Source organism: Spirochaetaceae bacterium, assembly GCA_009784515.1.
In the GTDB taxonomy this organism is placed as follows: Bacteria; Spirochaetota; Spirochaetia; order WRBN01; family WRBN01; genus WRBN01.
This window is the reverse complement of the sequence record WRBN01000020.1, coordinates 1-23,607: the sequence shown is the minus strand read 5'-3', so window position 1 is coordinate 23,607 and position 23,607 is coordinate 1. Positions and strand designations below refer to the sequence as shown.

Below are 23,607 nucleotides of genomic sequence, written 5' to 3'. Positions count from 1 at the left end.
ATGGCGTTAAACCCGGCGAGGCCGGATAGAGAGAGAACTATGAGGGAGGCTCCTTCACCTAAAGAGGGGGTGTTAGAGATTAGTAATGGGGAGAGCTCTCTGGCTTTGAATGAAGAGGGCTTGGTTGAGCTGCAAAATATTAATGGTGGTTTAACTATCAATGAAGCCGGGCAAATTAGTTTACGAAAAGGTAACCACGAACTATTACACCTTTTTGATAAGTTATTAGAAGTACTGGAAAACTTAAGAATAATAAGCCCGCATAACGATAGAATTGAGCCTACGCAATTAGCGGAGATTGGCAGTATAAGGCAAGATTTAGAGACAATGTTATTAGAAGGAGACGATAATATGAACAATGAAGACCCAGTAGTAGAAGAGCCGGCACGTATACCGGCTACGGTAGATGTAAACAGAAGGTCGGAGGATGCCAATGGTAATGAAAGAAATGAACATGGTAATTTTATATACCTAAGGCAAATTGATTTTAGTAATGACCATTTTACTCGGAATAACCCCAGAACGTACCCTCTTTTTGATGATGATTTACGTAGAAGAGCATTAAATAGCGGCTATTCTCTTAATAACCTTCATATGTTTGGTTGTTATTTTATGAGCTTAGCTACCATTATACAGATGGAACTTATAGCCGAAGGCTTAAGAAGTAGACCCTTTACCCACCACGAGGTGATAGCTATGTACCATATGGCTGTAACTAATACTTTTAGACATAATGGTGCAGATGTGCAAATTATGCTCGATGATACAGAAGTACAGAACACTCCATTAATCCTTAATGAGATGTTTAGGTGGTTTACTCCCACCCCTGTGGCTCCGGCGGGTGTGCCTATCGAAAATGTTCCTATTTTAACAGTAAACCAAGTAGATGGTGATGTAAGAAACTTAAGAGATGAACACTTTGATGGCCGCTTTCATTATACGATGATTCAAGGTAGAGTAGGTGGTATAAATCATTTTATTTTGTGTGATGGCAGGGGGCAGTTTTTATATAACTCTAGCCAAAGGTTAGTTTATGATGCTGAAGCGAATAACCCCGTTACTTGGCGCGGCATTAGAATTATAGGTAGAAGGAGAGTTTAAAATAATATTCAATAGCAACGCACACCCTTTAAAGGTGTACGTTGCTATTGTGGAAAACTATCCCATAACTCTATATTCCTGCGAAGCCCTATAATATTCTGCCCTGTAAAATTTATATCCCATATTCTAATAACTCTTAAATTAATATTATTACTCACATTAAGGCTGGTTAAGGGATTACTACTCACATCAAGATAAATCAAATTAATGTTATTGCTTATATCTAGATGAGTTAAGTTATTCAAACCAACATCAAGATAAGTTAAATTAATGTTATTGCTTATATCTAGCTCAGTTAAATTATTCCATGCTATATCAAGAGTATCCAAATTAATAAGAGTACTTACATCTAAACTGGTTAATGACCCCAACCTTGCTGAAAATCGAGTTAAATTAATTAAGTATTCAAGGCCATCGGCATTATTAATATTACCTACGTTCAGCTCTCTCACCCTTGCCAGCCTATCACTTAAGGCTTGTCCAGTCAGCCATGCGTCATTGCTTCCAAGTTCTTCCATCATTGCCATACGCAGATTAGCGTCAGGGAATAAAGTAACAAGTGTAGCGTTAGCCGGCACCGGCAAGCCTTGCCCCTGTGCATTTATGGCTATTAGTAATAAAAATAAAATTAATATTTTTTTCATAGTAATAGTTTAACATAGCTTACAGTTAAAGTAAAGCTAAAATTTAAAAGTTCCAACTCCCCCATAGGAGCTTGACAAAATCCAATTATTTATCTATAAATTAAGCCACCAAAGGATAGTTTATAAATGAAAAAACTTTTCGCATTCATTTTTGCTCTCATTTTAATAGCTTGCGGCAACCGGTCGCAGCACCCAACCATCGTTACCACCATCTTTCCGCTTTATGTAATGGCTTTAAACATTACCGATGGCAGCCAGTGGCAAATTGTTAATATTGCCCCGGAGGGTCACCATCATCAGCTAACACCGGCCAATTTGCGCGCCATCGAGGCCGCCAGCTTTATTATTAGCAACGGTATCGGCGAGCCCTTTATGGAGCGTATCCAGCAGCTTTACCCGCATATCCCCGTTATTAATGCTGGCTTTGGCATAGAGGCTATCCCCTACACCGGCACGCACCATCACGATGATGACGAAGATGATGACCACGACGACCATGCTGACGAACTATGGCTAAACGAACATTTTTGGCTAAGCGTGCCTTTAGCCCGGCTGCAAGTGCGTAACATTACCGAACAGCTGCTGCGGCTGGATAGCGCCAATGCCGAAATTTATTTAGCTAACGCCGTAAGGTACGATGCCGTTTTAGAGCACCTGCATTTAATTTTAAGCGATACTTTCGCCCCTTTTTATGGCCGGCGGATAATGACCTTTCACGATGCTTTTCCTTATTTTGCCCGCGACTACGGCTTTGAGATTATCGACACCATCTCACACGAGGCAGATAGCGAAATAAGTCCCGGCCGGATTATTGAGCTGGTCAATTTGCTTAAAGATAACCCCGATATTGTGCTGTTTGCCGAACGTTTTTACCCCAGCGCCGCAGCTCAGCTAATTGCTCGTGAAGCCGGCCGCGAACTTTTCGAGCTGGATTCGGCCATTAGCGGCGGTAACGACCCTATTAATAGTTATGTAGCGGCCATGCTTTTTAACCGCGATGTTATTGCTCGCGCTATGGCGGCTGCTTATTAACCTTAACAAAAAAGGCAGCTAAGCCGTCATCGCTTGCTGCCCTTAAGACCCCTTTCTTAATGCTTAGAAGCATGCTTCTAAGCATTATTTATAATGTAATTATAAATTTTTGGGGAGCTAAATTAAATTTTACTGCGCCTTTGGTTGGTTATCTTGGTTGTTGGCATCGTTCATGCGGCTGGTATAATACGATTCCTTAGCTTGGTCCAAATCCACCTTTAAATTGGCAGCCTCTAATGCCTTAAGGTGATTATTATACCTTTCGATAATCTCTTCTTCCGAAGGAGTTTCGTTGCCTTCCACAAAAAGCTGGTAAGGTTTTAGGTCTAGGGCAGCGGTAAGACGTTCCATTGTATCTGCCGAAGGAAACTTACGGCCCATTTCGATTTCGCCAATATAGTTGGACGAAACGGCGCATAACTCTGCCAACTTCATTTGCGAGTACGCATGCTGCTTGCGGTGCAGTTTTATGTTTTTAATTAACAACTCATGAAACTGTGTGCTTGGATTACTCATTTTTAAAACCATCCTTATTTAATTAATTTTTAATTACATTAAGCATAACCTCTAATAGCGTGGGCAGCAACAATCTACCTGCCATAAGTTTAACAAAAGTACATTACTTTAAGCCATAATAATCTTTTTTAATTGGCTAAAAGCCAGCGCCCGGTGCGATAATTTATTTTTTAACTGCTCATCAAGCTGGGCTAAAGTTTCGCCGTACTCGGCTAAGTAAAATACACTATCGTAACCAAAGCCGGCTTCGCCCTGCATTTGCCGGGCTATTTCACCCGCCAGTTCACGCTTTACAAGCGTAAAATTATTATCACCTTCATAAAGTATTGCCACACAAACAAAAGTGGCCGCTCTATTGCTAACTCCCTGCATTTTATCCAGCAGTAAACTATTTTTTTGCTGCTGGCTTATATCGCCGGCAAAGTTGGCCGTTTCTACCCCTAGTTCACCGGGTAAAGCCTCTACTATCAAGCCCGAATCGTCGGCAATTACCGGCCGGTTAATTAAACTGTATAAAGCTTTGGCCTTAATTAAAGCGTTAGCGATAAAACTGCCGCCGTCTTCGGTTACGGCAAAGTTTAAACCCAGCTGCGCCGGCAGCTTTACCGGGCAACCCAAAATAGCGCTTACTTCGTTTGCTTTGTGTAAATTATTACTAGCTAAGTACAAATCACTTAGTTGTGTACCTTGTTTTACCCTCATACTTTCCCTATCGACTACAAACCGTCATAAAAGTTAGCAGCCTAATATTAAAATAAAAAAGTTATTTTTATAAGTAAAAAGACAGTTTAATAACTCCCTTGCTTGTATTATAAACGTAAGGGTTGTAAATAACCAACATATATACATTAAGGTATTATGCTTTGGCAAAAAGATATTTTTTATTTTTACAGTTAAGTGGTACGCATGGCATTTAAAATATATTGATATAAAAAAGATATTTTTTACTTTTATATAAATAATCTTAGTTTTTACCCTTGCCAGCTTGGTTAGTTAATGTTACAATAGTAAAACATTATTTATGATATACCGAACTTTTATTAAAAGATTATTAGATATTGGCTTTTCGCTCATATTTATCTTATTTACTGCACCTTTATTTATTTTTATAGCGGTGCTTATTAAAATTAACAGCCCCGATGGCCAAGTTTTTTTTAAACACAAGCGTATTGGCAAAAACGGCAAGTTATTTAATTGCTACAAATTTAGGACGATGGTGGTTAATGCCGATAGCTATTTAGCCCAATACCTTGCGGCTAACCCCGAACGGAAAGCCGAATATAACGAATATTTTAAACTTAAAAACGACCCGCGTATCATTAAGGGCATAGGCCATTTTTTACGCAATACCAGCTTTGACGAACTGCCGCAGTTTTTTAATGTGCTCAAAGGGGAGATGTCGGTGGTGGGGCCGCGCCCGATTGTTGAGGACGAAAAATTTAAATACGGCGAATTTTACAGTAAACTTATCAGCATAAAACCCGGTGTTACCGGCTTGTGGCAAACCAGCGGCCGCAACGATGTTAGCTACGCCCGGCGCGTACAACTGGATATGCAATATATAGATACCATTAATATAGCCCTAGATTTTAAAATAGGTTTCAAAACCATCAAAATTATTTTGCTGCGTAAAGGTTATTAGTTAATTTAAAGCAGATTATTGAGAAAGATAAAAATAGCGGTTGTTAAAAGTGGAGACAAGGAGAATCGAACTCCTGACCTTTTGAATGCCATTCAAACGCTCTACCAACTGAGCTATGCCCCCAAGCACTTTAATTACTTTAATCAAATTTTAGCTCTTTGTCAAGAGCTTTTTTAAGGAGTTTTTATAAATTTAGCTCTTGCCGGCTGCCGGCAGCTATGCTATAATATTAAGATGGAAAAGAAAATTATTAACACCGATAAAGCCCCCAAAGCCATTGGGGCCTATGTACAGGCCACCGTTATTAACAATATGGTTTATACCAGCGGCCAGCTGGGCTTTAACCCCGCCACAATGGAGTTGATGCAAGGCATAGAGGCGCAAACCACCTATGCCTTGCAAAACCTCAAAGCCGTGCTCGAGGCTGCCGGCAGCAGCATGGAAAAAGTTGTTAAAACCACCGTCTTTTTAGCCGATATTAACGACTTTGCCGCCGTAAACACTATCTACGCCGAATTTTTTGGCAGCAATCCGCCGGCACGCAGCGCCTTACAAGTAGGAGCTTTACCCAAAGGCGGTCTCGTAGAGATTGAAGCGGTGGCTTATATTTAGCAGGGCTTACCCTGCACCTTTAGGGGGGTATTTTAATAAACGTTTCTTAATGATAAAAGTATTATCTTTCAATTAAAACCCCTTTACATAAAATTCAATTTATATTATGATATACTCATTGCCAAAATAGCTTAGGGGTAGAGCAACGCATTCGTAACGCGTAGGTCGTGGGTTCAATTCCCACTTTTGGCTCAATAAATATTTAAAACTAATAACTTTATATTATGAGAAATTTTTTAAAAATTTATTACTTATTAGCCGCTATAATTATATTTAACGTTAGCTGCGGTATTCTTATCCCCCTTCCTCCTGTTAATAATCCCGATTTAGCCCTCTTATTTCCAGACAGAATTTTATACAGTGTGGTGGCCCGAAGCTTGAATCATAATGCCGGACTACGGGGAGAAGCTTTAATAGCCGCTCTAGCCCGCATACACACCTTAAACCATTCTGGCCACAGCGATTTTGTGGGCCGCCAGCCCATTAACGGCCATATAAGAGATAGCGCTGGCCTTGAATATTTAACGGGGCTTACTACTCTTAATTTAACAGGTAACCGCTTAACCAGCCTAGATGTTAGCCGCCTTACCCATTTAACCGAGCTTAATGTAAGCTCTAATGACTTAACTACTCTTACTTTGGGTAATAACCCTAACTTAACTAAGGTGGTAACCAACAGTAATTACCGCCTATCTCAGCTTGATGTAAGCGGCCTTGTTAATTTAACTTACCTTAATGTATCATCTAATAACTTAATAAGTACAAACTTAGATAATAACATTAATTTAACCTCGCTTTATGTAGACTTTAATCGCCAATTAACTCATTTAAATTTAAGCAATAATATAAATTTAACTCATTTACGAGCAGAGTTTAGCGCTATCACAAATCTTGATATAAGTAATTTGATTAATTTAACTAGACTTGAACTAAGGCTTAGCGGCTTAACTCATCTTGATTTAAGTAATAATAATCAGTTAACACATCTTCGTATAGCCGGCACCCGTCTTACCGGCCTCGATGTAAATAACCTCACCAATTTAACTGTAATCAACTTATTTGATAACCAGTTAACTCATTTAGATGTAAGTAATCTTACTCATTTAGCCACACTTGCTGTAGCACGCAACTTATTAACCAGTTTAAATATAGGGTATCTTCCTCATTTAACTCACCTTAATATAGCAGATGGCAACCCTTTAACAAATTTAGATATAAGCGGCCTGCCTAACCTAGAAAGATTAACTATAAATGATATTCAGTTGCCTAACCTTAATTTAATTGGTCTTAGCAATTCAACTGAAATTGTTATTATGCACGGAGACCATCAAGGAATACGCGAGCAAACAACCATCAGGGGTGGGCTGTGAGCAAAACCAATGATAAAGGCAGGACTTTTAATTAAGTAATAACTAACAGGTAATAGCTTAAACTGGCGGCAAAGCCGCCTTTATAGGTATTTATTTACCGCACGACCCTAGCCAACCGGCAGCTCGTGTCCCTATTCCCTATTACCTATTAATATGCTATAGTAAAACTATAGGAGATAAGGTATGGATTTACAAATACTTCGCCACAGCTCTGCCCATGTTATGGCCTGCGCTGTGCAACGCTTGTATGGCAATACGCAATTTGCCATTGGCCCCGCCACTCAAGATGGTTTTTATTACGATTTTGACAGCACACATACCTTTACCACCGCCGATTTTGCTACCATCGAGGCCGAAATGGCCAAAATTGTGGCCGAAGATTTACCTTTTATTCGGCAAGAATTAAGCAAAGCCCAAGCTTTAACTTTGTTTGCCGGCCAAAAATATAAAATAGAATTAATTAATGACCTGCCCGAAAGTGAAGTTATTAGCATTTACAAACTAGGCAACTTTACCGATTTATGTAAAGGGCCTCACCTCGAACGCAGCGGCCAAATTAAGCCCGATAGTTTTAAGATTTTAAGTGTAGCCGGTGCTTACTGGCGCGGCAACGAAAAAAACGCTATGTTACAACGCCTTTATGCCACCGTTTTTAATAGCAAAACCGAGCTTGACGAGTACATCGCCCTGCAAGCCGAACTAGAACGGCGTGACCACCGTAAATTGGGTCGTGAACTAGATTTATTTAGCTTTCACGAAGAATCGGGACCCGGCCTAGCTTATTGGCACCCAAAGGGAGCGCGTATCCGTATCGCCATTGAAGATTTTTGGCGGGCCGAACACTATAAAAACGGCTACGAAATGCTCTTTACCCCCCACATTGGCCGCAGTTGGCTGTGGGAAACCAGCGGCCACTTGGGCTTTTATAAAGACGGTATGTACAGCCAAATGGATATTGACGGCGACGACTATTACATTAAACCGATGAATTGCCCTTTCCATATTATGGTCTATAACGAAGGCAAAAAAAGTTACCGCGACCTCCCTTGCCGTTGGGCCGAGCTTGGCACCGTTTACCGTTACGAACGCAGCGGCACTTTACAGGGCCTTTTGCGCGTGCGCGGCTTTACCCAAGATGATGCCCATATTATTTGCACTCCCGAACAAGCCGCCGGTGAGGTAGCCGAAGTGTTACGTTTTAGCCTCTATATGTTAAGGTCATTTAAATTTACCGCTATTAAAGCCTACCTTTCTACCCGCCCGGCAGAGGCGATTGGGGTCGAAGAACAATGGAACTTTGCCGAAGGGGTGTTGGAAAAAGTTTTACAAGAAGCCGGCCTGCCTTACGAAGTTGATGCCGGCGGCGGGGCTTTTTACGGCCCTAAAATCGACCTTAAAGTAAATGACAGTATGGGCCGCGAATGGCAGCTTACTACCATTCAATTTGATTGGAATGAAACCGAACGTTTTAAAATGACCTACGTGGACAGCGATGGTAAGGAAAAACGCCCTTATATGTTGCACCGCGCCCTCTTTGGCAGTATCGAGCGCTTTTTTGGCGTGCTGGTAGAGCACTTTGGCGGAGCTTTCCCCGCTTGGCTTAGCCCGGTGCAGGCCCGTGTGGTACCGGTAGCCGCCGCCTTTGGTAACTACGCTAAAGAAATAGAGTTAAAACTGCGGCAGGCCGGGTTACGCGCCGATGTCGATTTATCCAACGAACGCTTAAATGCCAAAATAAAAGAGGCTAACGCCCAGCGGATTCCTTTTACCTTAGTGGTAGGCGGGCGCGATGAACAAGCCGGTACGGTAACCATTAAGGTGCGTGGCCAAGAGGAACAACTTAAGGATAAGCCGCTGGCGGAGGCGCTGGGGTATATGTTGGGAGTGGTGGCCAGTAAAGAATAATTTTTATAATCCTCTTTTAATCAAGGGGATTTGTTTAATGGCTAATTACCCACGCCCTATGCGGCTTCACAAAATCGAGCGGTATGGTTTTGTTGGTAACCTCGTTGGCCTTGCCGTTAATTTGATGTTTAGTAAAATCAAAATTTGTTAGGCTGGTGCTAAAAAACACAAAGCCGCCTTTATTTAAAATGACCAAACTATCATTAATTAATTTAGCATAGTCGCGCTGTAGGTTAAGCACACCGCTTTTATTATTACTAAACACCGGCGGATCTAAAATAATTATATCGTATTTATCTTTATTGGTTTTAGCTTCGGCCAAAAAACTAACCGCATCGGCACGCACAAAGCTGGTGTGACCGGTGAGCAAATTATTTTGCCGCATATTTTCTTTGGCCCAATCAAGGTAGGTGTTGCTGGTATCCACATTAACCACTTTACCGGCGCCGGCAAAAGCAGCGTATAGGCCAAAGCTGCCGGTGTAGCTAAACAAATTAAGCACTTTTTTGTTAAGGGCATAATCGGCGATGAGGCGGCGGCTAAGACGCTGGTTTAAAAACAGGCCATAATCGATATAATCGCTCAAATTAATTAAAAATTGCAGGCCGTTTTCCTCTATCCATAAGGTAAAGCTATCGCCGGCCTGTTTAGTGTACTGCTCTTTATCTTTTAGCTTACTGCGTTCTTTATAAAAGATACGACCGGATTCGATGGCCAAAGCCCGACTAATCACATCAAGATAGACATTTATCTCAAACGGTTCATCACCAGCATAATGAGTAATATGCAGATATTTACCGTTAAAAATATCGATGGCTAAGGGCAGGCTTTTTTCGCGGTCAAATAAACGATAGGCCGTTATTTGCTCTCCTTCGGCCCAAATACGGCGATTATAAGCCCGCTCTTTAAGGCCTTTCGCAAAGGCCGATAAATCTTTTTCTGTCATTTAATTTTACACCCATCGATAAAAAAAGGCTTAGCCATTGCTAAACCCTAAAGTAGTGGCAGTTTTAATTTCTACACCCTGCCGAGCGTAACTAAAGCTAAAAAATAGTGGCAGAGGGGATTGAACCCCCGACCTAACGGATATGAGCCGTTCGCTCTAACCAGCTGAGCTATGCCACCATTGTTTAGTAGTTTACATTATTAATAGCTGCTTTGTCAAGGGGCTGTAATAATTATTTACCATTTTTTCTATAAGTAAATAAAATTTACCGCCAAGAGTAATAATAACAAACATTTTACCTTGACAAAGCCGATAAGCCATATTACAATTACTACATACGGCTTAAAGCCATAGTATTGTAATTCCACCTCTACACTAGAAGATATTAACAAATATTTTTATAGAAGGAGGAAAATTTATGGGTTTTACCATAAATAAAGTGCTACTAGCACTGTTTATTACCATACTGCTGCTAGTAGCCGTTCAGCCGCTTTACTAAAGTAACAACTTAGTAAAGTGTGCAAAAAACCTGTTAAGGTTCTCCTGCCTCCGTTACCACACGGGGGCAAGGTTTTTTATATACATTATTATAGCCATAATACCACTAATTGTCAAGCTAAATTTCCTTAATAAAATAATAACAAAAATTAAATTATTGCCTTGACAAAGCCGGCACGCCATATTACAATTACTGCATACGGCTTAAAGCCATAGTATTGTAATTCCACCTCTACATTGTAAAGAAATTTATAATAAGGAGGGAAACAATGGATAATATAACCATTGGAAAAGTGCTACTAGCACTCTACGTCACAATACTGCTGCTAGTAGCCGCCCAGCCAGTTTACTAAGAGGAAACTGGTAAAAACTTCTTAAAGTAATCAATTTTAAGAAAGTTCTCCTGCCTCTGTTACCACACGGGGGTAAGGTTTTTATAACACCATTATAGCCATAATATCGCCAATTGTCAAGCTAAATTTTTAAAAAAGTTACCGCCTAAATCTTCTTTGTTTGGGCAGCTGTGAGTGAGCAACCGAGACAGCAAAAGACAAGCCGCAAATATTTATAGCCGCTGCCCCGCCCTTCGAGCCTTTCCCTGAAGAAGAACATTAGGACTGTTACCCATAAATTTAGCGTTTGCAACGGCAAGTGCATCGCCTTAAAACAAACCAATTATATTAAATATTAATCAAAAATTATCTAAATTTAATATTTAACGTCTTCTTTCGGCTTATAGCGCTTTAAAAATAAGTAAAAAATAAACAAATTTAGCGTAAAACTTGCCTAGCTATTAGCCATTGTAACAAAATTATTAAATTTTTGTTGCTTTTTTTTAAAAAACTCTATTGACAATTTGCTATAGTATGCTACACTTAGCTATATCTTTTTTTAATCAATAAAAACACTAAAAGGAGAAATAGTTGTTTATGAAAAAAATTTTGTTAGTTTTTTTGATGGCCTTTGTAGCTAATGCTGCTTTTGCTCAAGATGCTCCGCCGCCTAGCCCATGGACATTTAATGCCGAGCTACGTGCCTTTGCACAATACGGTGAGCAACAGTTTATTGCAGGGTTAGATAACTGGCCGCGCGTATGGGTGGGCTTTAACTTTAGCCAGCACGCTAGTATGCACGCCCAATTTAGGTTTGGTGCAGGCGATGCCGGGTTTGCCGGTTTAGTGCACGAAGCTTTTTTTAGAGTAAATGTGCTAAGCTTGTTAGGTGTAGATGCCGCTAACCTAACCTTTAGGGTTGGTTTAATTGATAGCAGCGCTACCACTTACGCCGTTGGTAACATTTTACGTACCGAATACAACGAGCGCGATTACTTTAGCCGTGCCGCCGATAACGGTATACGCCGTATGAGCATTGAGGCTTTATTAAACTTTGCCGCTTTACCGCAATTAAGCATTAGGTGGATTAGCGACCTTGATATGAGCGCCGACCGCAACGATTGGGCTAATAACCCAGGCGTGCACGGTGGAACTAATACTACTGGTGGTGGCTCTGGCCAAGCAAGAAACTGGGGTAATGTGGGCTGGCGCGGTTTAGGCGAAGTAAACCTTAACAACCTAAATTTAGACGCCGTAAACCTTTGGGCTAACGCTTACGCTGAGGTTAGAATGGTTGGTTTTCCTGCCCCCGGTGCTAATGTTGCCAACATAGGCGGCGGTTTAACCGGTGCTCAAGGTACATCTTTAGGTGGACAACAAGATTTACAGTTTTTTGGCGGTAGCGTACGTGTAGGTATTAACAACTTACCTGTTATCCTAGATGTAGGCGGTGCTTTTGAATTTGTACGCGCTCTTGAAGTTGGCCCGATTGGCGGCGGTGAAGTTGGCCACATTAGCGACGCTGTAAGCGGTTTTAGCTTTATGGCCGGTGTACGTGTTGGCATTGCTAATACTTTTAACCTAGCTATTAACTACAGCGGTATTATGAGCGACGAAGATGATGGCTATTGGCTAAACAATTCATTTGACCGCCATGGTGCCAGCGGTGTAGTTGGTTTAAACTTTAGCTGGTTAGGTTTTGGTTTTATGCGCCCCTTTGTTGGTGTAGGTGCTATTGTACTTTTTGCTGACAGCGATGACAACGATAACATTGAATGGGTTGATACCGATTTAGGTGCTATAGACCGCTTAAGCTGGGTACTTGGTTTAGATATACCTGTACCAACCAACGTAGGTAGCTTAAACTTTTTTGCCGGCTGGCAACGTGGTGCCGGCGTACGTGCTGAAAGAGATACCGGCTTTAGCAGCTTTACCTCTACCAGCAGTGGCTTAGGTGCTTTTTACATTGCCCTACGCGCCCGTGTGTAATTTGTTACTTTAATTTTTTAAAAAAATTGTGTAAACACCCCAAGCAAAACTTGGGGTGCTTTTTGTGATATAGCTAAAATATTTGGTACTTATATAAAAAAATAGCGCACTAACCTCCCCTTCTTTGACAAAGAGGGTTCGTCTGCCTGTAATATAAAAATATCGCAACTTTTGCCGCTGCGAAGCTTACCGAAAAAATAATATCACAAAATCTAAATTAAACTAATGCAAAGTTACTAATCCTTTAGCTTTTCTATCGCTTCTATAGTTAAAGTGGTTGCTTTAGCTATAATATCGGGCGATAAACCTATCTTTAACATATTGCGGGCGGTTTTCTCTAAGCCTCTTTCTAAGCCCTCTTCAAACCATACCTCTTTGGCCTCTTCTAAATTCCACTCCTGTGTCAACATATTTTTTACCTCCTCTAGGTGCTTATCTAAAAACTCTTGTAATATTTCGTGGCTTAAACAGTAATCTACCGCCAGCTCCGTTGCTTTTTCTAGGCTGTTGCCTTCCTTTATATACTCTTGTACTTTATAAATAAACGCACTGTACCCATACAAAGTTGCCGATTGCCTTACTATAGTATCATTTTGTCCATAATTAATATTAATAACTTTTACCTCTAGTTCAAGTAAATTACGGCTCTCGAAAGTGGTATTGGCAAAACTTTCCGATAATCTCATTACTTCTTGGTCTAAAGGTTCTTTTCCATTATACAAAACAAAAAACTGCGGACGCGGTAAAGTTATTAATTTACGTGTGTAAACTTTTTTACCGCTGGCCATCTTTTCGTATAATCTGGCAATATATAAAAGTAACCGTAACGGCATATTAGGGTTGATAGTTGATTGATGTTCAATTAATACCACTAATTTACCATCTGCCTCAAAAGATATATCATTAACGCGCCCCATATAAAAAATATCTTCTAGGGTGTTAATAATTAATGGGGTATCTGTAGCTAACTTAATGCCGGTTAAAGCGTAATATAATTCGCGCAGCCGCGCTTCATCGCTAAAAAGTAAAGTAAATACACTATTCTTAGGCCCGCCACTCATTGTTTAAACCTCTTGGTTAAAGTATACGGTTATTTTAGCTCTTTGTCAAAGACAAAAATATAACTTTTTACCCTCTATCAATTTTTGCGCCGTATAATTATAAATCCTATTATAACAGTTTAACCGCTACCTTATTAATTTTTTTTAAAAAAAACCTATTGACAACTTGGTAAAGTGTGCTAAACTTAATTATATTTGCTTTGCTAACGGCAAATATAATTAAAAGGAGTTGCTGTTTATGAAGAAAATTTTGTTTGTTCTTTTATTGGCCTTTGTGGCTAATGCTGCTTTTGCTCAAGAAGAAACTACCTCTAGCCCATGGACCTTTAACGCCGAACTGCGCGCTTTTGGCCAATATGGGGAAGGCAGATTTATTGGCGGCCTAGATAACTGGCCGCGTGTATGGATAGGCTTTAATCTTAACGAGCATCTTGGTGCCCAAACCCAACTTAGGCTTGGCGGCACTTTGTTGCACGAAGCCTTTTTTAGGATAAACCCGTTTGGTCTTTTAGGGATTGATGCGGCTAACCTAACTTTTAGGGTTGGTATGATAGAAACATCGGCCACCAGCTACACTGGAGTTTTTCGTACCGAATACAACGAACGCGACTACTTTAGCCGTGCCCAAGACCACAGCACGCGCCGTACCTCGATAGAGGCTTTGCTAAGTTTTGCCGCTTTTCCCGAACTAAGCGTACGCTGGATTAGCGACCTTGATATGAGCACCGGCCGCAACAGCAGCGAAGATGACCCATTGGGGCAAGGCCCGCATAACCCCGCTTGGGGACGCAACACCGGCTGGATTGGACTGGGCGAAATTAACCTTAATAACCTAGATTTAGGCGTGGTTAATATTTGGGCCAACGCTTACGCTAACCTTAGAATTAACATCGATAATAACTTTGGTGTAGACCCGCTGGAAGATTTCATTGCCAGCCCGGTTTTATCGGTAACCGATTTAGCTTTAGCTAACGCCGATGCTCAATTTTTTGGCGGTACTTTACGCGTAGGTATTAACAACTTACCGGTTCTCCTTGATGTTGGCGGCTCGTTCGAGTTTGTTAGGGCTATCCCCTTCCAACTAAAACCGGGTTCTATCGATGAATGGGAAGCTATAGACGACCACATTTTAACTGGTTTTAGCTTTACCGCCGGCGCTCGCGTAGGTATCCCCGATACCTTTAACCTAGCCGTAAACTACAGCCAAATTGTCAGCGATGAAAACACCGTTAATTGGCTGGCCGAACGCTGGACACGCTCCGGCGCTGCTAGTGTTGCCGGGTTAAACTTTGAGTGGTTAGGTTTTGGGTTTATGCGCCCCTTCTTGGGTGTAGGCGCTATCCTTACTTTAACCGAAAGCGGTGAAGATGCCCGCCCCGATTGGTTTGATACCGAATACGGTGTACTAGACCGCTTAAGCTGGGTACTTGGCGTAGATGTTGATGTTTCGCAAAACATCGATATAGCTAGCCTTTATGTTACGGCCGGCTGGCAACGCGGCACCATGAGCGCCGAACGCGGCACGTGGAGCAACTTTCAGGCTACCACCACCGGTTTAGGCAGCTTTTACTTAGCCCTTCGCCTTCGCATTTAATTTACTAACATTATTTTCATAACAACGCAAATAAAGAGGCCAAGCAAAACTTGGCCTCTTTTATAATTACCGCCGCACCTTAACAAAATGCCTGCCTAAATTCATCTTTATTTATCATCAATAACATTATCTTAACCATTTATAGTTACTAAGCAATTAAACTTTGGCTTACCTTTATGCCGAAAATTTAATTACGGAGACATAACCAGTGCAAGCTATCGATAAAATAATTAACCTAAAAGCCAGCATGGAACGCGAGCTATCCTTAATTAAAGAATTTAACGAACGTTACAATACCTTACGTACCGCCGTACAAGATAAAAAATGGCCCGAACTGCAAAGTATTTTAAAAGAGTGCGGCCGTACCAGCCACGATGTGGTAACTATCGAAGAGCGGCGGGCCGAAATAACCGATGAGCTGTACAAAGCCTTTGCTCTGCCGCGTGAGCGCAGCTTTTTCGAGCTGGCTTCGTTATGCCCTCCCGATTTGCGCGACGATTTAAAAAAGAATTATTTAGAGCTTAGGGCTGAAGTTTATCGCATGAAATGCCGATTAAAGAGCTTAGAGGCCTATAGCCGTGTGCGTATGCAATTAGTAGAAGAGGTTCTTAATAAGGCTCAGCTGGCCCAAAACGGCGGCAACCCTTATATGCGGCAAGGTAAACGTGCCATGCAAGACCCTGATTCCTTTTTGTTTAGCTCGGTAAAATAACTCCTCTTTAAATCCCCTTCGCCGGCGAAGGGGTGGTGTGTAGCACCGGAGTAGTGGGTCGTCTTTGTAATAAGGAGAGAGCTTCATGTCTATATCAACATTTTCGGGGTTAGAAATTGGCCGCCGCGGCATGAATGCCCACCAAACTGCCCTTAATACTACCGGTCATAATATCTCTAACCTTAATACCGAAGGCTACAGCCGCCAGCGTGTGCGTATCGGCACGATGGACCCGCTCTCTGCTCCCGCTTTAAACCGTGCCCTTACGCCCGGCCAGCTTGGGCAAGGCCCTTTAGTGGGTAGTGTCGAACGTATTTTTGATGGATTACATCAAAACCAAATTTTAAATACCGCCGATAACTTAGGCTTTTGGCAGACACGCAGTTTTTACCTTGAAAGGCTTGATATTATTATGAGCGAACCTAACGAAGCCGGCTCGCTGCGTAACTTTATGGATAATTTTTGGAATAGCTGGCAAGACCTTGCTAATAACCCCGAAAATATCTCCAGCCGAGCTGTGGTATCGCAAAATGGCCAAGCCTTAGCCAACGCTATTAACAATAGATACAGCTTGCTTGATGAACAACGACAAGTGCTGGACCAAGACATACGTGTAACCGTTAATAACATTAACCAAATGGCTCAGCAGGTGGCCCAACTTAACACCGAAATTGCCCGAGTGCTGGCCATTGGCGACAACCCCAACGATTTAATGGATAGGCGCGACCATTTAATTGGCCAGCTGGCGCATTTAATACCGGTTGAGGTTAGCGGCCGCGAACCAACCGAATTTAATGTGCATGTGGGTGGCCGGCTTTTAGTACAGGGCGGCGAGGTGCAAGAGCTGCGGGCCGTAGCTAATCAAGCTAACGATGGCCTTGTAGATGTGCATTGGCGCAGTAATAACCTTGATTTTGACCCTTACACCGCCGAAACCGGCAGTCTTGCCTCGCTTATCCAGCTACGTGATGGTGATGTTTACGGCGAAATGCAGCGGCTTAATGCGATGGCCATTAGTTTTATCGATATGACCAACGAGCTGCACCGCTCGGGTTTTGGCCGCAGCGGCGAAACCGGCTTAAATTTTTTTGTACAGCACCCTATTATTGAAGATATTAACGGCAACTTCGATCTTAACAACATCGGCGAACCTACGCACACCCTGCTTTACCGTTTAAGCGGTGCCAATCAGCTGGCAACGAATGTGCCGGTAGGCATTAGCGGTACTATGACTTTAAGCGGGCCGCAAGGCAATGTTGATATTAATTACTTTCCGTCAGACACAGTAAGCGATATTATTAACCGTATTAACAGCAGCGGAGCCGATGTAACGGCTAACCTCGATACCGGCGGCCGTTTAGTCCTTAAAGCTACCATGACCGGCAGCGATAACCCCGATTTTGTTTTGCGTTACGTAGCCGATAGCGGCCATTTTTTAACCGGTTATGCCGGCCTGCTTAATGCCAGCGGTCCGGAAAATGCCTTTAACTGGGAAGGCCTAGATGCCGGCGCTACCGCTTTACGCACTAATCAAGGGGCCAGCTTTAGTACTGCGCCACTGCGCCACCCTGCTGCATGGCTGGCCGTTAATCCTTTTATCACTGCCGATTTAAACCACATTGCCGCCGCCGCTGCCGGCCCTAATGGCGAAGCGGCCATTGGTGATAACCGTATTGCTATTGCTATGGCTAACTTACGGCACGAAAAAGTAATGATAGACCGTATGATGAGTATGGACGATTTTTTTGCCGATAGCGCCGCCTTGATTGGCAGCAAAGGGCAAGAGGCTTTTCATACCCACCTCTCTTACGAAGCTATTTATAAAAACCTTAACGATATTAAAGAATCTATCAGCGGGGTAAACATTAACGAAGAATTTGTCGACCTTGTGCGTTTTCAGCATGGTTTTACCGCCAGCGCCCGTTTTATCAGCACAATGGACGCTATCCTAGATACTATTATTAATAGGTTAAAGCTGTAATTAAATTAATAATTAAAAAGTAAAAATTAAAGCGAGGGAATCCTCGCTTTTTTATAAATTATTTTTTTGCTTAATAAATTTGTAAAAACCCCTTTAAAGCTCTTGACAAATAGGTTAGTTAATACTAACATTATGGTTAGTATTAACTAACAAGGAAATTTACATTTTATGACTCAAAATACCTTTAAGGTAGCTTTAATAGGTACGCCTAACTGCGGCAAAAGCACTATCTTTAATTTATTAACCGGCCTTAAGCAGGCTATCGGTAACTGGCCCGGTGTAACTGTGGAGAAAAAAGAAGGCTTTTATAATTTTAATAATCAACACATTACGTTAATCGATTTGCCCGGTAGTTACAATTTTTTACCGGAAAGCGAAGACGAAGCCGTAACTTGTAACTACGTGCATAGTAACGAAGCCGATTTATTTGTTAATGTTTTAAACTCTACCAATCTTAAGCGCAGCTTACAGCTAAGCCAGCAGCTAATTAAGTTAGGCAAGCCGGTACTTTTGGTAGCTAATATGGCCGATATAGCCGCCAAACAAGGTATTAACATCAATATAGCTAAACTTAATCAGCAGCTGCCCATTATGAATTTAGATGCCACCCAAAAACCAAGTGGCAATCTTTTAAAAGAGGCTATCGCCACCCATTTAAACCAACCTATAATTATTGATGACAAAGTTGATATTGAACAACTATTTAACGCAGCAACTACCCTAACAAGCGGCAAAAATATTACGGCAGCTCTAGATAGAGTGGCGCTTAATCGTTATCTTTCCCTGCCTATCTTTTTAGCGATTATTTTTGCAATGTTTTATGTAACTCAAAAATTTAGCATTACCTTTATCGATTTTTTTGATGTTGTAGGCGGCTCACTTTTTATCGATTTACCCAATCATCTTTTAGCTGGATTGGATTGGCCTATTGTCGATGTTTTTGTCAATTCGCTGGGTATGGCTTTGCAAACGGTAGCTACTTTTATTCCGCCTATTTTTATTATCTTTTTTTGTTTAACTATCCTAGAAAACTCCGGTTATATGGCTAGAGCTGCTGTTGTAATCAATAAATTTATGCAATTACTAGGGTTATCCGGTAAAAGTTTTGTGCCTTTAATTTTAGGCTTTGGCTGTACCGTGCCGGCCATTATGAGCGCCCGTATTTTAAAAAATAGGCGCGATAAATTATTAACTATTTTTATCACCCCGTTTATGACTTGCAGCGCTAAACTGCCGGTACTGGTTTTATTTGCCACCATCTTTTTTCCTTACCGGGCGGCGCTGGTAGTTTTTTCGCTTTATTTGCTGGGTATCGCGGTGGCCATCGTTACGGCTTTGCTGCTTAAAAAAACTCTTTTTAAAGGCAAACCGGCCCCGTTGGCGATGGAACTGCCTTATTATCAGTTGCCGCGTATGGCTTACGTAGTGCGCGAAAGTTTAAGCAAGCTTAAAGATTTTTTACTAAGAGCCGGTAAATTTATTATTATAGCTACCATTTTATTGGGAATATTAAATAACATTCATTTAAATGACCGCGAGGAAAGCCTGCTGGTAGATGTTAGTAAAGCCATCACACCTGTTTTTAGCCCTTTTGGAGTAGAAGAAGAAAATTGGCCGGCCAGCGTAGCTTTAATTACCGGTTTATTTGCTAAAGAGGCCATTATTACCACCTTAGCCACCCTTTATGGGTTAAGCGAAGAAAGCCACGAAAACTTTAATTTTTTAGACAGTTTAGGGGAAGCCTTTGCAACGATACCGGAAAACTTTTTTAGCGGTACTTTAATTAGCAGCGACAGCGGCGAAAGTGAATACACCGAAAGCCTGTTAAGTCAAAATATGCGCACTTTTTTTAACGGCTGGGCTAGTTATGCCTACCTTATTTTTGTGCTGCTTTACCTGCCTTGCTTAGCGGCCGCCACCACCTTATGGCGCGAGATGGGCTGGTTTTACGGACTGCTAACTCTTTTATACCTGCTTATTGTAGCGTGGAGTTTAGCTACCCTCTTTTACCAGCTAACTACTGCCCACCAACCATTATTTATAATTTTGCCGCTTATCTTTTTGGCGGCTACAGCTGCAGCTTTAACCATTATTGGTAGAAAAAGTACCGGTAATTTTAATTTTACTACGCATAGTTGTAAAAATTGCCATAAATGCCATTAATTATATAAGATTTTTTTTGACAAATCGTCTTTTATGGGCTATAATTTTAGAATGAACAAAATATTAGAAAAAGTACAACTATCGCCAGATGTCTTCTCTTTAAAGATAGAAGCCAAACATATCGCCCAAGCGCGGAAAGCCGGTCAATTTATTATATTAATGGCTAAACCCGATGGCGAACGTCTTCCTTTAACCATCGCCGATGCCAATGCCGATGAGGGCTGGATTCTTATCATCTTTCAAACCGTAGGAGAAGGTACCATAAAATTGGCGCAGCTTAATGCCGGCGACCATATTGCCCACCTTTTAGGACCGCTTGGCTCGCCTTCCCACATCGAAAAATACGATGGCCCGGTTATTTGTATCGGCGGCGGGGTTGGTGTTGCCCCTATGCACCCCATTGCCAAAGCTCTTAAAGCAGCCGGCAATGAAGTTATTATCATTATAGGCGCACGTAATAAAGATTTAATTATTATGCAAAAAGAGTTAGAGGCCTTTGCCGACCAGCTTATTATCTGTACCGATGACGGCAGCGCCGGCCGCAAGGCATTGGTTACCGAACCGTTAAAAGAGCTGTGTGAAAGCCTTCCCCATATTGGTGAGGTGTTTACGCTTGGCCCGCCCATTATGATGAAGTTTTGCGAGGCCGTTACCCGCCCCTTTAATATACCTACGACAGCTAGCCTTAATACTATTATGATTGACGGCACCGGTATGTGCGGCGGCTGCCGGGTTACTATTGACGGCGAAACCAAATTTGTTTGCGTTGACGGCCCCGAATTTGATGCCCACAAAGTAGATTGGAACAATATGATGATGCGGCAGCAAAGTTACAAAGACTTTGAAGCCGAAACCAAACATAAATGCAAGATTGGGCTAAATACTTAAGGGCCACAAAGAGCCCTCCAATGGAGGGCTCCTGCCAGTAAATTATGGACGAATATAAAATTAACGGCCACCGCCGCCATTTCCTCTCCCCGCTTCTTATAAATATTTTTTGGATTTATATTTTTTTAATTATCGCTCTCCTTTTAGTGAGTTTCTTTCTAAGAAGAAACCTTTTTGAGCCGCTTCCTTATTTTTTACATCAGTTTGTTATGCTAACTCCGGTAGTTGCCTTCTTTTATAGGGTATATGGTTATGTTGGGCAGGAAAGCCTTATCAAAGAGACCAGCGTAAAGTTAGATTTCACCGCTTTACATATTAATAATGATGAAATAATTATATTTTATAGCGATATAAATAAATTAGAGTTTGAGTACCTTAACCGTAATAATCGTACTTTTACTCCCGGCTGTCATCTTCTGCGTATTCGTTATAAAGGAAAGAAAACTTTTAGCCTTGTTATTTATGATAATTACTCTATCTACGATGCCGAAACCTATACGGGACAATTTGAAGAATATGCCGAAAACCTTACCCGGCTGCGCAGCCTTGCCCGTACGCTAAAAGTTATTTATAACTCTAAACAGCGGCTTTATAAGTTGCATCAAGTTAAAAGAGAACTAAAAGCTAAAAATTAACCTTATTCTTTACCGCAATAAAAAACAACTTTAACTTTTAGCTTTTAACTATTAAAAGCGGTCATGCTGGCGGCTAACCCTAATCAGTGTACCGCATTTACCAAAATGTTTAATTTTGGCGGCCCCAATGTAAGTGCCGGTGGAGCGCAAACCGCCTAAAAGGTCGTCTATAATATTTTGTACCGGCCCTTGATAAACTACCTCTTCGCTGCGGCCTTCGGAGGCCCGGTAATCTTTAAGACCATCTTGGTGTTTACGCTGGGCATATTCGCTGGACATACCGTAAAATAATTTAAATTTTTTTTCTTCTATGATTTGCTTGCCGTTTTCATCTATCCAGTTGGTTAAGAGCCGTTTAGTTATTAACTGCCCTTCTTGTTCATCGGTACCGGCAAAAAAACCGCCTAGCATAACCATATCGGCGTTAGCCACGAAGGCTTTAGCTACATCGCCGGGGCAGCGCATACCGCCATCTAAAATAATACCGCCGCCTAACCCGTGTGCGGCATCGGCACATTCGTAAGCGGCCGCAATCTGCGGGTAGCCCACACCGGTTTTAAGCCGGGTGGTGCATTCGCTGCCGGGCCCAATACCTACCTTAACAAAATCGGCCCCATTAAGAATAAGCTCCTGCACCATTTCGGCCGTAACTACATTACCGGCCATAATTAAGGTTTGCGGGCAGCGTTCGCGCACCCAGCGCACAAAACCGGCAAAACGCTGAGTGTAACCGTTAGCAATATCGATACACAAAGGTAAGCGCTCGGGGGCGGTAATTTTACCGCTGGCCGCTAAGGCTAAGCGTACTTCATCAAAGGCCTGATACTCTTCCTCAGACATACCAATGGTATAAATGGACGCACTTAACGCCTCAGGTGAAGCCTTAAGCCAATCTTGTTGGCTATGAAATTTGTGGATAGCCACCAGCATATTATTTTGGGCAAAAACTTCGGCCATTGCAAAGCTACCTGTGGCCATATTACTGGCGATAATAGGCACGGCGCTAAAGTTGCAGCGGCTGTGCTTGCCGGTAAAAGTGCGTTGCAAATTTACCTCTTTGCGGCTTTGGAGGGTGGAGCGTTTAGGGCGGATAAGCACATCGTTAAAATCGAGCTTACGGGTGTAATCTATCTGCATAAATACCTCTTTATGGCTTAATATAAATTTATTTTAGCCCAAAAATCAAATTTTGTATACCTATAGTAAATAACGACAAAAATAACCCCTTGTTAGCGCAAAGGGGTTATTGACTGTTATGCTAATATCTTCTTTTAATAGCGTGATTTATGGATAATTATTATTTTATTTTTTTACCAATCGATAAAAACCCCCATACGCTAATTTTTACCATTGCAATTTTAACTAAAGGCTATTATACTAAAGAGCAATGAAAGAGATAAGTTTGGATAGTTTAACCCCGCAAAACCTTAAAGAGCTTACCATAGCCGAACTTAATGCTTTGTGCGCACAAATTAGGCAGCTTATTATCCAAACCGTTAGCAGTAACGGCGGCCATCTTTCCAGCAACTTAGGGGCGGTAGAGCTAACGGTGGCTTTGCATTATGTGTTTGACAATAGTATTGCCGAAGATAAAAAAAGCCCCACCGATAAATTTATCTTTGATGTGGGCCACCAAAGTTATACCCATAAAATTTTAACCGGCCGGGCCGACCAGCTGACCGGCTTACGGCAAAAAGGCGGCCTATCGGGCTTTACACGGCGCAGCGAAAGCAAGCACGATACCGTTAGCAGCGGCCATGCTTCGGTAAGTATCTCTACGGCACTGGGCCTGCTTAAAGGACAAGAGTTATTAAAAGAAAAAGGCAAAGTTATTGCCGTTATCGGCGATGGCAGTATCGCTAACGGCACCGCCTTTGAGGCCTTAAACCACGCCGGGCAGATACTGGGCGGTAAATCTTACAAAGCTTTAAGCCGTACCGATAAAATAGGCAACAACTTAATTATTATCCTTAACGATAATGAGAT

The 23,607-nt window shown here is 41.8% G+C and carries 20 protein-coding genes and 3 tRNA genes; 15 read left to right on the top strand and 8 right to left on the bottom strand.

Going from position 1 to position 23,607, the window contains the following annotated elements; all coding sequences use genetic code 11:
* On the top strand, positions 1 to 1,101 hold a 1,101-nt coding region (locus FWE37_03740), incomplete at its 5' end, for a hypothetical protein (GenBank protein ID MCL2520103.1).
* A 44-nt stretch (positions 1,102 to 1,145) separates the two neighbouring features.
* Here FWE37_03740 and FWE37_03735 read toward each other — a convergent pair.
* A complete protein-coding gene (locus tag FWE37_03735; protein ID MCL2520102.1) occupies positions 1,146 to 1,745 on the bottom strand; it encodes a hypothetical protein in 600 nt (199 codons plus the stop codon).
* Positions 1,746 to 1,871: 126 nt separating this feature from the next.
* Between FWE37_03735 and FWE37_03730 the strand changes: the two genes are divergently transcribed.
* On the top strand, positions 1,872 to 2,777 hold the full coding sequence (locus FWE37_03730; protein MCL2520101.1) for a metal ABC transporter substrate-binding protein: 906 nt from the start codon (positions 1,872 to 1,874) through the stop codon (positions 2,775 to 2,777).
* A 129-nt stretch (positions 2,778 to 2,906) separates the two neighbouring features.
* Here FWE37_03730 and FWE37_03725 read toward each other — a convergent pair whose 3' ends face one another.
* A complete protein-coding gene (locus FWE37_03725) occupies positions 2,907 to 3,293 on the bottom strand; it encodes a helix-turn-helix transcriptional regulator (GenBank protein ID MCL2520100.1) in 387 nt (128 codons plus the stop codon).
* A gap of 108 nt (positions 3,294 to 3,401) precedes the next feature.
* Positions 3,402 to 3,995, bottom strand: a complete 594-nt coding sequence (gene rdgB / locus FWE37_03720) for an RdgB/HAM1 family non-canonical purine NTP pyrophosphatase (protein ID MCL2520099.1) — start codon at positions 3,993 to 3,995, stop codon at positions 3,402 to 3,404.
* Between the two features lie 319 nt (positions 3,996 to 4,314).
* On the opposite strand from rdgB, the gene FWE37_03715 reads away from it, so the two are divergent.
* On the top strand, positions 4,315 to 4,935 hold the full coding sequence (locus FWE37_03715) for a sugar transferase (protein MCL2520098.1): 621 nt from the start codon (positions 4,315 to 4,317) through the stop codon (positions 4,933 to 4,935).
* A gap of 50 nt (positions 4,936 to 4,985) precedes the next feature.
* Here the strand turns inward: FWE37_03715 and FWE37_03710 are convergent.
* Positions 4,986 to 5,058, bottom strand: a tRNA-Ala gene (locus FWE37_03710).
* 111 nt (positions 5,059 to 5,169) lie between these two features.
* Between FWE37_03710 and FWE37_03705 the strand changes: the two genes are divergently transcribed.
* The 4 genes from FWE37_03705 (at position 5,170) to thrS (ending at position 8,822) form a co-directional block, all read left to right on the top strand.
* A complete protein-coding gene (locus FWE37_03705) occupies positions 5,170 to 5,547 on the top strand; it encodes a RidA family protein (GenBank protein MCL2520097.1) in 378 nt (125 codons plus the stop codon).
* A gap of 120 nt (positions 5,548 to 5,667) precedes the next feature.
* Positions 5,668 to 5,739 (top strand) — tRNA-Thr (locus FWE37_03700).
* Between the two features lie 32 nt (positions 5,740 to 5,771).
* Positions 5,772 to 6,917 (top strand): hypothetical protein, encoded by a 1,146-nt coding sequence (locus tag FWE37_03695; protein MCL2520096.1) that lies wholly within the window; start codon positions 5,772 to 5,774, stop codon positions 6,915 to 6,917.
* A 183-nt stretch (positions 6,918 to 7,100) separates the two neighbouring features.
* Positions 7,101 to 8,822: a threonine--tRNA ligase gene (gene thrS / locus FWE37_03690; protein MCL2520095.1), complete on the top strand. Its 1,722-nt coding sequence runs from the start codon at positions 7,101 to 7,103 to the stop codon at positions 8,820 to 8,822.
* 34 nt (positions 8,823 to 8,856) lie between these two features.
* Here the strand turns inward: thrS and FWE37_03685 are convergent, their stop codons facing one another.
* Together FWE37_03685 and FWE37_03680 are read right to left on the bottom strand one after the other, a co-directional pair.
* Complete coding sequence (locus tag FWE37_03685) at positions 8,857 to 9,768, bottom strand: class I SAM-dependent methyltransferase (protein ID MCL2520094.1); 912 nt, start codon at positions 9,766 to 9,768, stop codon at positions 8,857 to 8,859.
* Between the two features lie 105 nt (positions 9,769 to 9,873).
* Positions 9,874 to 9,947: transfer RNA gene (locus FWE37_03680), tRNA-Met, on the bottom strand.
* 1,248 nt (positions 9,948 to 11,195) lie between these two features.
* On the opposite strand from FWE37_03680, the gene FWE37_03675 reads away from it, so the two are divergent.
* A complete protein-coding gene (locus FWE37_03675; protein MCL2520093.1) occupies positions 11,196 to 12,587 on the top strand; it encodes a hypothetical protein in 1,392 nt (463 codons plus the stop codon).
* A 236-nt stretch (positions 12,588 to 12,823) separates the two neighbouring features.
* Here FWE37_03675 and FWE37_03670 read toward each other — a convergent pair whose 3' ends face one another.
* Entirely contained in the window at positions 12,824 to 13,648 is an 825-nt protein-coding gene (locus FWE37_03670; protein ID MCL2520092.1) for an Rpn family recombination-promoting nuclease/putative transposase, read from the bottom strand.
* Between the two features lie 238 nt (positions 13,649 to 13,886).
* Here FWE37_03670 and FWE37_03665 point away from each other — a divergent pair, with 238 nt between their 5' ends.
* From FWE37_03665 to FWE37_03640, 6 genes are all read left to right on the top strand, one after another.
* Positions 13,887 to 15,242 carry a hypothetical protein gene (locus FWE37_03665; GenBank protein ID MCL2520091.1) on the top strand — a complete coding sequence of 452 codons (1,356 nt, stop codon included), beginning with the start codon at positions 13,887 to 13,889 and terminating at the stop codon, positions 15,240 to 15,242.
* Positions 15,243 to 15,450: 208 nt separating this feature from the next.
* Positions 15,451 to 15,954, top strand: coding sequence for a hypothetical protein (locus FWE37_03660; protein ID MCL2520090.1), 504 nt, complete (start codon positions 15,451 to 15,453; stop codon positions 15,952 to 15,954).
* Positions 15,955 to 16,039: 85 nt separating this feature from the next.
* Positions 16,040 to 17,935 carry a flagellar hook-associated protein FlgK gene (flgK, locus tag FWE37_03655; GenBank protein MCL2520089.1) on the top strand — a complete coding sequence of 632 codons (1,896 nt, stop codon included), beginning with the start codon at positions 16,040 to 16,042 and terminating at the stop codon, positions 17,933 to 17,935.
* A 168-nt stretch (positions 17,936 to 18,103) separates the two neighbouring features.
* Positions 18,104 to 20,098, top strand: a complete 1,995-nt coding sequence (gene feoB, locus FWE37_03650) for a ferrous iron transport protein B (protein ID MCL2520088.1) — start codon at positions 18,104 to 18,106, stop codon at positions 20,096 to 20,098.
* A 51-nt stretch (positions 20,099 to 20,149) separates the two neighbouring features.
* Complete coding sequence (locus FWE37_03645; GenBank protein ID MCL2520087.1) at positions 20,150 to 20,986, top strand: sulfide/dihydroorotate dehydrogenase-like FAD/NAD-binding protein; 837 nt, start codon at positions 20,150 to 20,152, stop codon at positions 20,984 to 20,986.
* A 209-nt stretch (positions 20,987 to 21,195) separates the two neighbouring features.
* Entirely contained in the window at positions 21,196 to 21,621 is a 426-nt protein-coding gene (locus FWE37_03640) for a hypothetical protein (protein ID MCL2520086.1), read from the top strand.
* Positions 21,622 to 21,672: 51 nt separating this feature from the next.
* Here FWE37_03640 and FWE37_03635 read toward each other — a convergent pair whose 3' ends face one another.
* Positions 21,673 to 22,758 (bottom strand): GMP reductase, encoded by a 1,086-nt coding sequence (locus FWE37_03635; protein MCL2520085.1) that lies wholly within the window; start codon positions 22,756 to 22,758, stop codon positions 21,673 to 21,675.
* A 250-nt stretch (positions 22,759 to 23,008) separates the two neighbouring features.
* Here FWE37_03635 and FWE37_03630 point away from each other — a divergent pair.
* Positions 23,009 to 23,607: hypothetical protein (locus tag FWE37_03630; GenBank protein MCL2520084.1), on the top strand; the 599-nt coding region annotated here is incomplete at its 3' end.